We start from the raw sequence: 13,812 nt of genomic DNA on the forward strand, positions 1-13,812 counted from the left end.
CCCGTCATGTTCTCGTTCAATCGCCTGTCCATCGCCCTGAAGCTCGCCGTCGTGGCGGGGCTCGCCATCGGCGCCTTGATGATCGTCGCCGCTATCGGCGTGACGGCCTATTCCGGCGCGATCGTCCGCGACATGGCCGGCCGATACGCCGAAAGCGCTGCGCTAGAAGCCTCGCAAGAGATCCGCAACGAGATCGTCTCGGCCGGCACGGGCGCCAAAACCCTGGCCGCGACCTTGGGCGCCGCCCGACAGACGGGGCTGACCGACCGCGCCGCCTATATGGCGCTGGTCAAGCCGAACGCCGAAGCCACCGATCAGGTGATGGGCGCCTGGTTCATGGCCGCCCCGGACGCTGTCGGCGCCGACGCCGCCCACATCGGTGATGCGGCGAGCAGTTCGAACGTCAACGGACGACTTTCAATCTACTGGGTGCGCCGTGACGGTCAGAGTTCCCTGGAGCCTGAGGCTGACGGCTCCGACTTCGAACAGGCCTATTACACCGAGCCCATGGCCAGCGGCGCGCCGGTCGTAGTCGAGCCGTACGAAGAGAACATTGGCGGCGGCAAGGTCGCGATGACCTCGGTCGCCTATCCGGTGCGCGCCAACGGCCGCATCATCGGCGTCGCGGGCCTGGATATCACCTTGGCCAACCTGTCGCAGCGCTTGGCGGCGATGAAGCCGCTGGGCACGGGCCGCGTCACCCTGGTGTCGAACAAGGGCGTCTGGGTCGCCCATCCGGACGCCGCCGTGCGAGGCCAAGCCTATGCGGACGCTGGCGCGGACATCGTGCGCAACGTGATCGCCAAACGTCAGGCCCGGGCGGTCGAGGGCGTCAGCGTGAACGGCGAGCCGGTTCGACGTCTGGTCCAGCCTGTGATCCTGCCCGGCCAAAAGGCGACCTGGGCCGTCGTACTGGACATTCCTGTCGCGACGATCGAGGCCCCGGCGCGGCAGTTGGCCTTGATGCTTCTGGTCGGCGGCGTTCTGATCATCGCCGCCATCATCGTCGCCCTTCTGATCACCAGCGACCGTCTGATCCGGCGCCCGCTTGCGCGTCTGACCGCCCATGTTCGGACCATGAGCGACGGACGCTATGACATCCCCGTCGCCGGTGCGGACAAGGCCGACGAACTGGGCCAGATCGCGCGGGCGCTCGAAGGGTTCCGGCTCGAGCTTGCGGACGGTCTGGCGCGGCGCGACCAGCAGCAGCGAGAACGTGCGGCCGCCGAAACCGATCGTCGCCGGCACGCCGAGGAGACGGAGCTTTTCGCCGCCTCGCAAACGCGCGCCGTCGAGACGTTGGGCGAAGGTCTGTCGCGCCTCGCCGCCGGCGACCTGGCCTGGCGGATGCCGGAGGCGGGCTTCACCGCCGACACGCGTCGCATCCCGGAAGATTACAACGCCGCTTTGCATCAGTTGCACACGACGATGACCGGCATCTGGACCACGGCCCAGTCGATGCGCGGCGGATGTCAGGACATCGCCGCCGCCGCCGACAGCCTGTCGCGCCGCACCGAGCAGCAGGCCGCCGGTCTGGAACAGACCGCCGCCGCGCTGGACGAGCTGACGCAGACGGTACGCAGCAGCGCCGAAAACGCCGAGCGCGCCCGAGACATCACTCAGGCCGCTCAGGCGGCGGCGGACAGGGGCGAGGCCGTCGTGCAGGACGCAATCGGCGCCATGTCGGAGATCGAGCAGTCCTCGACCCAGATCAATCAGATCGTCGGCGTCATCGACGAGATCGCCTTCCAGACCAGCCTTCTGGCCCTGAACGCCGGCGTCGAGGCCGCCCGGGCCGGGGAAGCCGGACGCGGCTTCGCCGTCGTCGCCTCCGAGGTGAGGGGCCTGGCCGAACGGTCGGCCAGCGCCGCCAAGGAGATCAAGGCGCTGATCGCCCTGTCGCAAAGCAATGTGCAGCGCGGATCCGATCAGGTGTCGCTGACGCGCGACAGCCTCAGCGCCATCGCTGTCCAGGTGGCGGAGGCCAACGCCCTGGTTCGCACCATCGCCGCCGCGACGCGCGAACAGTCGGTCGGCATCGGCGAGATCAATGTGGCGATCAATCAGATGGACCAGTTCACCCAGCAGAACGCCGCCATGGTCGAGGAATCCACCGCCGCCAGCCACGCCCTGACGAGCGAGGCCGGCGAACTGGAGGGTCTGATCAGTCGCTTTGATCTGGGTCAGACGACGCAGTCGAGACGCGCCGCCTGATCCGGGAACGGGCGCCACGCACAGCGCCCGTCTGTCTTCACGCCTTGTCGATGGCGGCGGCGATCTGATCGCTGGAATGGCCCGTCAGGTCCTTGGCGATCTCGCCCACCAGCTTGGCTTGAAGGTCCTTGCGCCAATGCTTGCGCAGCTCGCCCAGCGTCTTGGGCGCTGCGATCACCAGCAGTTCGTCGATCTTGTTGGTGACCGACCATTTGTTCAGCACCTCGGCGACGCCCATGGCGAAACCGTCCTCGGCCTGGGTGTCATTGTCGGGGTTCGCCTCATTGGATCGGCGGCCGGCCGAACCCGACACCCGATCCGCTATGGCCGGGGTTTCCAGCGGCGTCAGCTTGATGTCCGAAGCGTTCGTATTCTTGAATAGGGCCAGCTTCTCGCCATCGACCACCGCCACCAGCGCGCCATTGGAAAGTTTCATCGTCGATACTCCAGTGTGTAGGGACCTGGACAACGAACCGGGACGCAGGCCGTTGCCTCACGCCGCCGATCCCATAGTGTCGCGCGACAAAACCACCGGGAGATGAACCATGCCTGACGTCCTGCCGCTGGACCGCCGCCGCATGATGGCCCTGGGCGCATCAGGCGCCGCGGCTGCGATTCTGCCGGGATGCGCGACCATGACGGCTGCGTCGCCGCGCCAAACGGTATGGACCTTCGATCGCCTGACCGACATCGGGGGGATCCAAACCCACGTCGAGGGCGCTCCGGGCCTGATCGACAGTCCCTTTGGCCGAGCGGTTCAGTTCGACGGCGTGGACGACGCCCTGTTCATCGACCAGCATCCGTTGGCCGGGGCCGAGACCTTCACTTTCGAGGCCCTGTTCCGACCCGACGGCGGCGCCTTCGAGCAACGCTGGTTTCATCTCGCCGAAGAGGCGCCGGCCGGTCAGCCGCCGTCGCAGACGCGATTCCTGTTCGAGATCCGCGTGGTTCGGGACCGCTGGTATCTGGATGCCTTCACGCGCGGCCCCGGCTACAACCACACCCTGATCTTCCCCGAGCGGCTCCATCCGTGCGGACAGTGGTTCCACGTCGCGCAGACTTTCGACGGCGTCCTGTACCGGGCCTATGTCGACGGGGTCCTGCAGGGCGAGCAGCCGGTGCCGTTCAAGCCGCAAGGGCCAGGCCGCGCCTCGGTCGGTTGCCGCATCAACCGCGTGAACTACTTCAAGGGGGCGGTGCGTCAGGCCCGCTTCACCCACACCGCCCTGCCGCCTGAGCGCTTCACTCGAAGCTAAAGCAGCCGGCCGCCCGCTTCATGCGCCAGCAGCCAGCGTTTGCGCTCCAGTCCGCCCGCATAGCCGGTCAGCGTCCCGTTCGCGCCGATCACGCGATGGCAGGGCACAATGACGCCGACTGGATTGGCGCCGTTGGCCAGACCCACGGCGCGGACGGCCTTGGGCGCGCCGATGGCCGCAGCGAGCTGACCATAGGTGCGCGTCTCGCCGGTCGGGATGTCGCGCAACGCCTTCCACACCGCGCGTTGGAAATCCGTACCGCCGGTGCGGACCGTGATGGCGTCGAAGGCGGTCAGGTCGCCGCCGAACCACGCCTCGACCGCCCGACGCACCGGCTCCGGCGCGCGGCCTTCGGTCAGCACAACCTCACCGTAGTGTCGGCGCAGCAGCAGGCGCAGACGGGCTTCGTAGTCGTTGAAGTCCAAGGCCCGCACCGCGCCGTCGGCGTCGGTGACGACCAGCACCTCCCCTACCGGGGACGGGATGCGATCCAGGCTCAGATGCATGTCAGGCTGCTTGGTCATTTCGCCGTTCCTCGCTCAGACCCCAATAAAGTGCGCCATAGGCCCGCCACGGCCGCCACCGCTCGGCGCGCGCCAGCAGCGCGGCGTCCGGCGTCGTCAGCCGGTCGCTGGGCGCATCCTCGCCGGCGTCGATCCAGCCGCCTGCAAGTCTCAACCCCGGCCTGGCCATGAGTGCGGCGTGCAGAACGGGATCGGCCGACAGGTCGCGCGTGATCGCCTCGGGATCGGCGGCGAGGTCGAACACGCGCCGCACCCGCGCCAGCACGCCCGGCAAGGCTTTCAGATTGTCGATCCGCGCCTCAACCGCCGCTTCGCCCGGTTGAGCGGGGCGCACCGTCACCGCACCCTCTGTGCCATCCACGTCGGAGCGCAGCCGCCGAGTCCAGACGCCATCGACAACCGCCTCGCCCGCGACGCCGCGCGTCGCCAAGGTCGTCATCATGACGGGCCAGTCATAGGGCGGGCGGTAGGACAGACCGATCTTGATCACCCCGCCCGCTTCGGCCTCGACCTTGCGACGCCGCAAGTCCGACGGCGCGCGACCATACAGGGCCTGAAACGTCTCGTTGAAGCGCCGGACGCTGCCGAAACCCGACGCCATCGCCACCTCGGCCATCGACAGGTCGGTCTCGTGGATCAACTGTTTGGCCAGAAGGACGCGCCGTGTCTGGGCCACGCTGACCGGGGCCGCGCCCAGATGCTGACGGAACAGGCGGCGCAGTTGTCGCTCGCCCAAGCCCAGCCGTGTCGCCAAGGCGTCCGTGTCGCCAGTATCCAACGCGCCCGCCTCGATCAGGGCCAAGGCGCGGCTGACGGTGTTGGACGTGCCGCGCCAGGCGCCCATTTCCGGCGCTGTTTCGGGTCGGCACCGCAGACAGGCCCGCAAGCCCGCCGCCTCGGCCGTTGCGGCGCTGGGGTGAAAGACCACATTCTCGCGCTTTGGCGTCCGCGCCGGGCAGATGGGCCGACAATAGATGCCGGTCGAGGTCACGCCGGTGAAGAAACGCCCGTCGAAACGGGCGTCCCGCGCCACGACGGCGCGCCAGCAAGCCTCCTGATCCAACAGCTGATCCATGTCCGAAGGATGCGCCGCCCGCCCGACGATGTCTCGCGGTTTTCGGACATGGATCGGATCAGTCTCTCAGGAAGAACAAGGCCTCGACCGTCGTATCTAAGGCCCGGGCGAGTTCCAGCGCCAGAACTGTCGAGGGCACGAAGACGCCGTTCTCGACCGTGTTGATGGTCTTGCGCGAGACGCTGGCCTTGTCGGCCAGCCCCTGCTGAGTCAGGCCCGCGGCGGTGCGCGCCTCCTTCAGCCGCGAGCCGAGCCTGGGATCACCCATCGCGACCGGCCTCGCGATCCAGCCAGGCGAACCGCAGGCCCGCCGACGCCCCGCCCAGCGCCAGCACATAAGGCAGGGCCAGCACGCCATAGTCCGCGCGCCACAGGCCCAGACCCAGCGCCACGGTAACCCCGCCCATCAGCACGACGAAGGCCAGGATCATCGACCGCGCCCGTAGAACCTGGGTCAGCTCATCTTCCATCAGACGGCGGTTCTTCTGCGCGTTCCAATCCCAGCCCATGACGAGCACAGGGATCAGCCAGCCGTACAGAACCGGCAGCAGGATCTGCACATAGGCGCCCAGGTTGTGGTCGCCGCCCAGAACCCGCTGCATGGCCAGATGCGCCTGAGCCATGAACAGCAGCAGCACAAGAGGAAAGAGCACCAGCTGTCGGGTGCGCTCCCGCTGCAGCTTTTCGCGGCGGGCGCCGTCCCGGCTCTCCGCAACATCGATGGGCTGACCGGGGCGGCCGCACCACGCCATCATGGCCCCGATGATCATCAGCCCGAAGCCGAAGCCCGCCGCCACGCCCGCCGTCGTCGCCTGGTCGCCCTCGGTTCCATGCATGAGCGCGAAGCCCGCGCCGCCCGTTAGGGCGGCGGCGCCGATGACGAGCATGGCGACGCCGCCCCACCAGTATCGACGCCGGCTCGACTGCACCCGCAGAACCGCGGCGTTTTCATCCTTGTTCACGACGTCCTCCCGAAGTAACCTTGAGGTGACATATCACCTATAGGTTACACGTCGTCAAGAGAGGACGTCGCCTTTATCGACCGACGACCAGACGCGCCGCCGCGCGGATGACCCGCACCACCTCGGCAGAGAAGGCCCAAACCACCACGACCATCAGGATCGTCGCCACCCCGCCAACATCGTCGCCGGAGCGGCCGATCAGAACCCGAGTACGATCCACGAACTCGGTGATGCTGCCGACCCAGATCAGCGGCGACAGCGCCGACCAGAACCAGACCCACAGCAGGCCCCAGGCGGCGGCGATACCGAACGACAGGTCGCCCAGCGCCGTGACCCGCGCGTTGCCGCCCGACGCCGCCCGCATCAGGTCGAAGCCGATGCGGCAGGCGGCGAACAGGGCGACCGGCCAATAGGCGACCCGCACCATGTCGGCCAGAATGCGCCCGTAATCGACGCCGTCGACGACTCCAGCCAGCTCTTCCGGCCGGATCGGCGCCACCTGCAAAAGACCCGTCCACCACAGCAGCACCACGGTCCAGCCGATGGCGCTCGCCACCGCACGCGCCACGGGCGACATCTCGGCGCTCTTGCGCACGGCGCGGCCCGACTTGGCCTGCCCCATGCTCCGGCCGGACCAATCTCCGTTCGCCAGCTTCTGTCCCCACTGCTCGGCGTCGAAGTCGCCGCCCAGCTCGAACAGGCCCAGGTCCTTGACGCGCCATTTGGCGATGAAGTCCGGCTTCTTCGACTGACGCTCCAGCACGAAGCCGACGGTGGTGAGCAAGCCGACGACCGTGATCGCGCCGCTGATCAGGCTGGAAATGCCCTGCCCGATCGCCTGGCCCACATAGACGTCGCCGACCAGGACCCGCACGGCCAAGCCGATCAGGGTGACGGCGGCCATCACCGTCAGCCCGACCTTCAACCCGAACATCCACCACGGATAAAGCTCAGGCCCGATCAGCGCCTGCGGTCCTGCGCGATAGCGCGCCGCCACGCTCAGCGGATGACCGACCTCGCGCAGCAGGATTTCGGCCTCGTCGTCGGTCGGCGCCCGGCCCAGACGCGCCTCCAGCGCCTCCAGACGGCCCATGATCTCGTCACGCAGCTCGGCGACGATGTCGTCGCGGCTCTCCTTCGGCAGCTGGGCCGCCACGGCCTTCAGATAACGTTCGACCAGGTCCATGCCGGTCTCTCCCTCTTTCCCGGTGTTCACAGCATCTTCTCCAGCGAGGCCGACAGGCCGCGCCATTCCACGGCGAGCCGTTCCAGCATCGCCTCCCCGCGCGACGACAGGCGGTAGAACCGCTTCTTGCGCCGCTCCTCCTCGCGCCATTCGCTGTCCAGCAGCCCCTGGCTCTCCAGCCGACGCAGCAGCGGATAGAGGGTGCTCTCCTCCATCTCGACCCCGACCTCGCCCAAGGCGACCCGCAGCGAATAGCCGTATTGCTCGCGCCGCAAGCTCGCCAGCACGGCCAGGATCAACGACCCCCGCCGCAGCTCCAGCCGCAGACTCTCGAACAGCAACGCCTCGTCGTTCTCGCTCACCCGCCACCTCCGTGCGCCGCATAGTGTGTGATACACAGTGTATGGGGCATACTGTGTGAGGATGTCAAGCTAGGCCGACCGCAACTAGGCGGAGGTCAGCGCGCTATGGCGGGAGACATCCTCACGCACTAAGTTCTGTTCATGAACCGTTCTTCGACGCCGAAGCCCGCCGCCGCCAAGCCGGCCAAGCCCGTTCACGTGCCAAATCCGGGGGTGCAGGAGGCGTCGGCCGCCTTCCTGCGCGACACCGGAAAAATGCCGATGTTCGCTCCGGTCGCCGGGCCGCGCCTGACGCCGGAGGAGCCGGTCGCCGCGCCCGCCGACTGGGTGCCGCACCGCCCCTCGCACGAGGGCAAGAAGAAGGGCGGCCGCTTCCGCTTGGAAACCAAATACACGCCCGCCGGCGACCAGCCCGCCGCCATCGCCGAACTAGTGGCCCAGGCACAGGCTGGGGATCGCGACCAGGTGCTGCTGGGCGTCACCGGCTCGGGCAAGACCTTCACCATGGCCAAGGTGATCGAGGAAACCCAGCGCCCTGCCCTGATCCTGGCGCCGAACAAGACGCTGGCGGCCCAGCTCTATTCCGAGTTCAAATCGTTCTTTCCCGACAACGCGGTCGAATACTTCGTCAGCTACTACGACTACTACCAGCCAGAAGCTTATGTTCCGCGTACGGATACGTACATTGAGAAAGATTCAAGCATCAATGAGCAGATTGACCGGATGCGGCACTCTGCGACGCGAGCTATACTAGAACGGGAAGACGTCATTGTTGTGGCGTCAGTGTCCTGTATTTACGGGATCGGGTCGGTTGAGACCTATACGGCGATGACGTTCACGCTGAAGGTGGGGGACCAGATCGACGAGGCGAAGCTGCGGGCGGATCTGATCGCGCTGCAGTACAAGCGCAACGACCTGAACTTCGACCGGGGGATGTTCAGGAAGCGTGGCGATGTGATCGAAATCTTCCCGGTCCACCTGGAGGATCGGGCCTGGCGGATCAGCCTGTTTGGGGACGAGCTGGAGGCGATCCAGGAGTTCGATCCGCTGACGGGCAAGAAGACGGCCGATCTGAACGAGATCACCGTCTATGCGGCCAGCCACTATGTGACCCCGCGCCCGACGCTGAACCAGGCCGCCGCTGGCATCAAGGCGGAGCTGAAGGAGACGCTGGACTGGATGGTCGAGAACGGCAAGCTGCTGGAGGCGCAACGCCTGGAGCAACGCACCCGCTTCGACCTGGAGATGATGGAGGCCACCGGCAGCTGCGCCGGCATCGAGAACTACAGCCGCTGGCTGACCGGCCGCGCGCCGGGCGAGCCGCCGCCGACCTTCTTCGAATACATCCCCGACAACGCCCTGCTGTTCGTGGACGAGAGCCACGTCACCATCGGCCAGATCAACGGCATGTTCCGGGGCGACTACCGCCGCAAATCGACGCTGGCGGAATACGGCTTCCGCCTGCCCTCCTGCATCGACAACCGCCCGCTGAAGTTCGAGGAGTGGGAGGCCATGCGCCCCCAGACGGTACACGTCAGCGCCACCCCCGGCCCGTGGGAGATGGAACAGGCGGGCGGCGTCTTCGTCGAGCAGGTGATCCGCCCCACCGGGCTGATCGACCCGCCGGTCGAGATCCGCCCCGTCTCGGGCAAGACCCGCAACCAGGTCGACGACGTCATCGACGAGGTCAAGGCGACGACGGCCAAGGGCTATCGCAGCCTGGTCACCACCCTGACCAAGAAGATGGCCGAGGACCTGACCGAATATATGCACGAGCAGGGCATCCGGGTTCGCTACATGCACTCCGACGTCGACACGCTGGAGCGGATCGAGATCCTGCGCGACCTGCGGCTGGGGACGTTTGACTGCCTGATCGGGATCAACCTGCTGCGCGAGGGCCTGGACATCCCCGAGTGCGGCCTGGTCGCCATCCTGGATGCGGACAAGGAGGGCTTCCTGCGCTCGGAAACCTCATTGATCCAGACCATCGGCCGCGCCGCGCGCAACGTGGACGGCCGCGTCATCCTGTACGCCGACCGCATGACCGGCAGCATGGAGCGGTCCATCGCCGAGACGGACCGCCGTCGCGAACGGCAGATGGCCTACAACGCCGAACACGGCATCACGCCCGAAACGGTCAAGCGCGACATCAAGGAGATCATGGACAGCCCCTATGAGTCGCGCGAGATGGATCGCCTGACCAAGCCGGGCGTGGCCGAAGCCTCCAAACCCTTCGTCGGCTCCAACTTCCAGGCCGCCCTGCGCGACCTGGAAGGCCGCATGCGCGAGGCCGCCTCCAACCTGGAGTTCGAGGAAGCCGGCCGCCTGCGCGACGAGATCAAGCGCATGAAGCTGATGGACCTGGAGTTCGCCAACGAAGCCCTGACCGGCGCGGGGGAAGCGGTGGACAAGTCGGCGCCCAAACGCTGGCGCGCCGAGGCGGCGGCGGAGGCGCAGGAGCGGTTCAGGAAGGGGCGATAAAGAGCATTTCGAAGCCTCATTCGACGCCAAATATAGATGCCATCTTCACAGTGTTCTGGGTTGCGATAGCTAGCTCCTTATTAGCATACGACGCGGCATTTTTCATTATTCCGCCAACATAACCGTACAAAAAGCTATCAGTCATAGCGTCGATAAGATTTTCCTTCATCAAATCCGAGAAATTTACAACTTTACCACCCTTTGCCCTCATTAGATCAACCCGTAATGTTGACTCTTTAGCACTAAAGACAATTCTATCTGCGTTTGCCAGTCGCATGCCGCTGTAAACGTCCGATACTACGGACTCCAGATTATCTCTCGTCCCCCTTGGACTTACAGAGCGACCTTTGGCGTCCTTACCAGAAAGGCGCTCAAACGCTTTTGCGACATATTCCAGCTCACCGCCCTCGTGCAGCAAGATGTGAAGAGTCCGGTCTTTCTTTCCAGCAATACTCACATACGCAATCTCAAACCTAATGTCGGCGACTTCCATAAACGCCGCGATATTCTTTTTATTGGCTACATTTTTTAACACTGATTGGTATTTCACTGCCATTGGAACTACGAACTCATCACGCAGAAGCTCTGGATTCATATCCCTTAGCATTATGACCGCCTGTTCATGCGGCCTCTTCACCAATTCCGTTACAATATTTTTAAAGTTCTTTTTTGTAACGAACGCGAGACAATACGCCGCAAAATATTCTTGAAAAGAGCGGTGGGGAAATACGTAATCATTTCCCTCTTTGATCATTATGCAAACCGCACTACATAGATCATCTATATATGGCGAAGTTCCGAACTTTGATTGATTCAGTTCTATAGCAGAGCGAATGTACTTTTCCGCCGTAGAAGATGAGAATGCAAATTTTTGCTCATAAAATGTTAGTAGTCAAAAATATGAGAACACTCTTTTAAATTCGTCTTCGTCTTTAGTAGACTGGAATTGTCTCTTAAATCCTCCTGGCTTATATCTATCGTGTCGCTTATAAAGGGCATCGTAAGCTAACTCATAAAACTGATGCATTTTGTCTGGTATTTCGTAGTTTTGACTAAATGCCAATAACATCATTGATGCCAGTAGTGGATTAGATAAAAAACTACTGTTAGAACTATAGAACGCATCTTCTTTTATTTTATCTATAAATTTGGACTTGATTGTGTCGTCAAAGTCTACTTTTTGTATCAACTCTACTGTATCAAGTCTCGTAAGAGGCGCAACTTCAGCAACATCAAAATTCTGCCAAGACGCGAACTGCTGATCTGGACGGCTTGAGACTATGACGCTGGTTAACGGGTAATCTTCTGTCAGCTCTAGTACTGCTTGTTGTACCTTGTCCTTTATGGACTCTGTTAACTCGTCATATCCATCAAGAATGACGACGAACTCGCCCTTCTCCAGACCACGTCGAAACGACTGTATGGATAGCTTGGACTTTCCACGGGTGAGAGTATGAAATAGGTAAGGCGATATATCCGCCTGTGTTATTTTATTTAGGTTTCTTAGCTCTATGAAGATAGGTATGCGTCCTCCGCTGTCCACAAAAAGTGACAACCAGAGGTAACGCATGAACATACTTTCCCAGCGCCTCCCGTCCCGGTAATTATGATGCGCTGGACAGAGTTTTTAATTAGTTCAACCGCCTCGTACTGATCGAACTTATTCTGCCTAAATGAGAATCTTTGAGTAGAATATATTGAAAGAAAGTCAGATTGAGTTGCTGGATTTATTAGCGTCTTTATCTTTATACACTTATTAAATGTTGCTTCCAGATGTGGCGAAAGGTCAGTTTTCACCCGTTCTTGCTTACCAAAATCAAACGCCCTGCTAACGTGGTCGGCAAACAGTTTTGTTAGTGCCGCTTGAAAAGCGGGTTTCGCCAGCGCGCCTGCTGTCGCAATATCCAGCATACTTAGACCCTCCAAAATCAATCCAAGATTGCGGGGATTTCGCAATATGCGCAAGGGCTTGTAGGGAATCCAGCGGGGCTAGCACCTCATGGATGCGCGCAATGTATCTGGTGGCCGAGCACCCATGAGGCGCGAGCACATTTACGTGGGAATCGTCAGTTTGACGGCGGCGGTCTATATACGAGACGTATCGCTCGCTACGCGCACGGCTTCCGACGACACCTGCCCTCACAACTCGTCCAGCGTCTTCTCCCATTCTTCCATCGTCACTCTCCCACGCAGGGGGCCGAGGAAGAGGTCGAGGCCTTGGGAGATACGGCGGTCCTGTTCGCGTTCGATGACGGGGTCGAGGCCGGCGGCGCGGAGCTGGTCCTCAAGGGCGGCGATGCGGCGCTCCAGCTGGACGCGGCGGGCCAGTTGGGCGTGGCCCCATTCGGTGTTGGCGCGCTCCAGCTTCTGCTTCGCCTGCCAGTACTGGCCGCGCAGTTCCCAGTCGCTCCTGTCGCTGGTGTTCATGGCAAAGCGGCGCTCGGCCTCGGCCTCGTTGGTCAGGATGTCGAAGACCAGTTGCAGGGGGGCGTTCTTCACCGTCAGGCGGGCGGCGCGGCCGGGGCCGTCGCGGTCGGCCAGTTTGCGATAGGTCTCGGCCAGAGCCGCCAGGGCGCGGGCCTGGGCGAAGTCCTGGGCGTGCAGGGCGCGGCCCGAGGCCTGGGCGGCGGCGCGGGCCAGGGCGGCCGGGTCATTGGGGTCGTCAGGCGACAGGTCGGCGGCCTCCTGAGGCGAAAGGGGCTGGGGCGCAGGCGTCGCGGCCTCGCTGCGCGGATGGCGGGACCAGCCCTCCTTCGTCGCGCGGGCGCGGATGGAGGCCTCGGTCACGTCGTGGCGGGCGGCGACGGTCTTGGCGTCGAGGCCGGACAGATAGTCCTTTCGGACCTGGGTCCAGACCTCGGGCGGTTTGATCTTGTAGCGGCGTTTTTCCATGCGGGCATTATGGGGCGGTCTCTACCCCAGGCCGGGAGAAGGCCGATTTTCGAGGCTAGAGACTTGATTTTCCACATCGCGAGATGTCAGGGGTCACGCGCCAGCTGTGCATGAGGCGCGGGTGCGACCGATGATGACGCAGGGGCGTGCGACACCCCCGTCCCATGAGCCAGGGCATACATCGCAAGATCCGGCCGGACGCCGTCTGGGCCGAGGTTCGCAAGGCGTGGGAGGACGGCGAGACCGCGCGGTCCGTGGCCGCACGCTATGACGTCGGGGTGCCCGCCCTGTGGAAGCGGCGCGAGGCGGAGGGCTGGAAACGGCCCGAACCGACGCTGGCGCCGATCGAGCCGGCCGAGGGCTGGGACCGGCATATCCAGGCGCGGCGCGACGCCTTCAACGCCCAGCTGGAGGACGCGCGGGCGCTGGCGGAATGTCTGGCGGCGGCGATGACGGACGAGCGGCTGACGCAGGCGCCGCACTGGCATATTCCGTGGCTGTATCACTGGCGCGCGACGCATCTGGGGCCCGAGGCGACGGCGCGGGACCGGGAGCGGGCGATCGAGACGGGCCAGCCGTGGGCCGAGCGGTTCTGGGACGACGACGGGGCGTTGAAGCCGCTGGCGTGGCTGGATCTGGAGATGGCGCGGCTGCATCCCGAGGACTGGCGCGCGGCCATCGGCCTGCCCGACGGATTGCCCGAGGCGGCGACGCGATACGCGCCCTGAGGGGCGCCGCAGTTGACTTATCGGCGATAAGCGCCCATTTGCGCGGCGTCGCACACTCGCGATCTCCGGCGTCTCCAGCGCGTGTGGGTCCCCTTCGGACCTGTCTGTAGAAGCCGCCGGCCCCTCATATCC

14 protein-coding genes are annotated in these 13,812 nt (G+C 64.0%); 4 read left to right on the forward strand and 10 right to left on the reverse strand.

Annotated elements, in window-relative coordinates:
* Positions 1–6: 6 nt before the first annotated feature.
* On the forward strand, positions 7–2,214 hold the full coding sequence (locus HF680_RS13115; RefSeq protein ID WP_185225362.1) for a methyl-accepting chemotaxis protein: 2,208 nt from the start codon (positions 7–9) through the stop codon (positions 2,212–2,214).
* A gap of 37 nt (positions 2,215–2,251) precedes the next feature.
* Here HF680_RS13115 and HF680_RS13120 read toward each other — a convergent pair whose 3' ends face one another.
* Entirely contained in the window at positions 2,252–2,650 is a 399-nt protein-coding gene (locus tag HF680_RS13120; protein ID WP_091749628.1) for a host attachment family protein, read from the reverse strand.
* Between the two features lie 109 nt (positions 2,651–2,759).
* On the opposite strand from HF680_RS13120, the gene HF680_RS13125 reads away from it, so the two are divergent.
* Entirely contained in the window at positions 2,760–3,470 is a 711-nt protein-coding gene (locus HF680_RS13125; RefSeq protein ID WP_235968979.1) for a LamG domain-containing protein, read from the forward strand.
* On the opposite strand, the gene HF680_RS13130 is transcribed toward HF680_RS13125, so the two are convergent.
* From HF680_RS13130 to HF680_RS13155, 6 genes are all read right to left on the reverse strand, one after another.
* Entirely contained in the window at positions 3,467–3,994 is a 528-nt protein-coding gene (locus HF680_RS13130) for a methylated-DNA--[protein]-cysteine S-methyltransferase (RefSeq protein ID WP_185225363.1), read from the reverse strand. The two genes, HF680_RS13125 and HF680_RS13130, sit on opposite strands and share 4 nt — an antisense overlap.
* On the reverse strand, positions 3,978–5,069 hold the full coding sequence (locus tag HF680_RS13135; protein WP_185225364.1) for a bifunctional transcriptional activator/DNA repair enzyme AdaA: 1,092 nt from the start codon (positions 5,067–5,069) through the stop codon (positions 3,978–3,980). Before HF680_RS13135 ends, HF680_RS13130 begins: the two co-directional genes overlap by 17 nt.
* Before the next feature lie 58 nt (positions 5,070–5,127).
* Positions 5,128–5,337, reverse strand: a complete 210-nt coding sequence (locus HF680_RS13140; protein ID WP_017504712.1) for a helix-turn-helix transcriptional regulator — start codon at positions 5,335–5,337, stop codon at positions 5,128–5,130.
* On the reverse strand, positions 5,330–6,031 hold the full coding sequence (locus tag HF680_RS13145; protein ID WP_185225365.1) for a hypothetical protein: 702 nt from the start codon (positions 6,029–6,031) through the stop codon (positions 5,330–5,332). The genes HF680_RS13140 and HF680_RS13145 overlap by 8 nt, the downstream gene beginning before the upstream one ends.
* Before the next feature lie 73 nt (positions 6,032–6,104).
* The gene (locus HF680_RS13150) at positions 6,105–7,247 is read right to left on the reverse strand and encodes a hypothetical protein (RefSeq protein WP_317134071.1); all 1,143 of its coding nucleotides are present in this window, start codon (positions 7,245–7,247) and stop codon (positions 6,105–6,107) included.
* Entirely contained in the window at positions 7,244–7,579 is a 336-nt protein-coding gene (locus HF680_RS13155) for a PadR family transcriptional regulator (protein WP_161638426.1), read from the reverse strand. The genes HF680_RS13150 and HF680_RS13155 overlap by 4 nt, the downstream gene beginning before the upstream one ends.
* Before the next feature lie 141 nt (positions 7,580–7,720).
* Here HF680_RS13155 and uvrB point away from each other — a divergent pair, with 141 nt between their 5' ends.
* The gene (uvrB, locus tag HF680_RS13160; RefSeq protein WP_185225367.1) at positions 7,721–10,060 is read left to right on the forward strand and encodes an excinuclease ABC subunit UvrB; all 2,340 of its coding nucleotides are present in this window, start codon (positions 7,721–7,723) and stop codon (positions 10,058–10,060) included.
* A gap of 16 nt (positions 10,061–10,076) precedes the next feature.
* Here the strand turns inward: uvrB and HF680_RS13165 are convergent, their stop codons facing one another.
* The 3 genes from HF680_RS13165 to HF680_RS13175 form a co-directional block, all read right to left on the reverse strand.
* Positions 10,077–10,814: a hypothetical protein gene (locus tag HF680_RS13165; protein ID WP_185225368.1), complete on the reverse strand. Its 738-nt coding sequence runs from the start codon at positions 10,812–10,814 to the stop codon at positions 10,077–10,079.
* 138 nt (positions 10,815–10,952) lie between these two features.
* Positions 10,953–11,630, reverse strand: a complete 678-nt coding sequence (locus tag HF680_RS13170; protein ID WP_185225369.1) for an NACHT domain-containing protein — start codon at positions 11,628–11,630, stop codon at positions 10,953–10,955.
* A gap of 569 nt (positions 11,631–12,199) precedes the next feature.
* The gene (locus tag HF680_RS13175) at positions 12,200–12,952 is read right to left on the reverse strand and encodes a hypothetical protein (RefSeq protein WP_185225370.1); all 753 of its coding nucleotides are present in this window, start codon (positions 12,950–12,952) and stop codon (positions 12,200–12,202) included.
* Positions 12,953–13,116: 164 nt separating this feature from the next.
* On the opposite strand from HF680_RS13175, the gene HF680_RS13180 reads away from it, so the two are divergent.
* Positions 13,117–13,680, forward strand: coding sequence for a hypothetical protein (locus tag HF680_RS13180; protein ID WP_185225371.1), 564 nt, complete (start codon positions 13,117–13,119; stop codon positions 13,678–13,680).
* The last annotated feature ends 132 nt before the right edge of the window (positions 13,681–13,812 follow it).

Origin of the sequence: Brevundimonas huaxiensis (assembly GCF_014218725.1) — a bacterium.
Taxonomy (GTDB): Bacteria; Pseudomonadota; Alphaproteobacteria; order Caulobacterales; family Caulobacteraceae; genus Brevundimonas; species Brevundimonas huaxiensis.

Coding starts and splice junctions, on each gene's coding strand:
- HF680_RS13115 (WP_185225362.1), top strand. CDS start 7: ATGTTCTCGTTCAATCGCCTGTCCATCGCCCTGAAGCTCGCCGTCGTG.
- HF680_RS13120 (WP_091749628.1), bottom strand. CDS start 2,650: ATGAAACTTTCCAATGGCGCGCTGGTGGCGGTGGTCGATGGCGAGAAG.
- HF680_RS13125 (WP_235968979.1), top strand. CDS start 2,760: ATGCCTGACGTCCTGCCGCTGGACCGCCGCCGCATGATGGCCCTGGGC.
- HF680_RS13130 (WP_185225363.1), bottom strand. CDS start 3,994: ATGACCAAGCAGCCTGACATGCATCTGAGCCTGGATCGCATCCCGTCC.
- HF680_RS13135 (WP_185225364.1), bottom strand. CDS start 5,069: ATGGATCAGCTGTTGGATCAGGAGGCTTGCTGGCGCGCCGTCGTGGCG.
- HF680_RS13140 (WP_017504712.1), bottom strand. CDS start 5,337: ATGGGTGATCCCAGGCTCGGCTCGCGGCTGAAGGAGGCGCGCACCGCC.
- uvrB (WP_185225367.1), top strand. CDS start 7,721: ATGAACCGTTCTTCGACGCCGAAGCCCGCCGCCGCCAAGCCGGCCAAG.
- HF680_RS13165 (WP_185225368.1), bottom strand. CDS start 10,814: ATGATCAAAGAGGGAAATGATTACGTATTTCCCCACCGCTCTTTTCAA.
- HF680_RS13170 (WP_185225369.1), bottom strand. CDS start 11,630: ATGCGTTACCTCTGGTTGTCACTTTTTGTGGACAGCGGAGGACGCATA.
- HF680_RS13175 (WP_185225370.1), bottom strand. CDS start 12,952: ATGGAAAAACGCCGCTACAAGATCAAACCGCCCGAGGTCTGGACCCAG.
- HF680_RS13180 (WP_185225371.1), top strand. CDS start 13,117: ATGAGCCAGGGCATACATCGCAAGATCCGGCCGGACGCCGTCTGGGCC.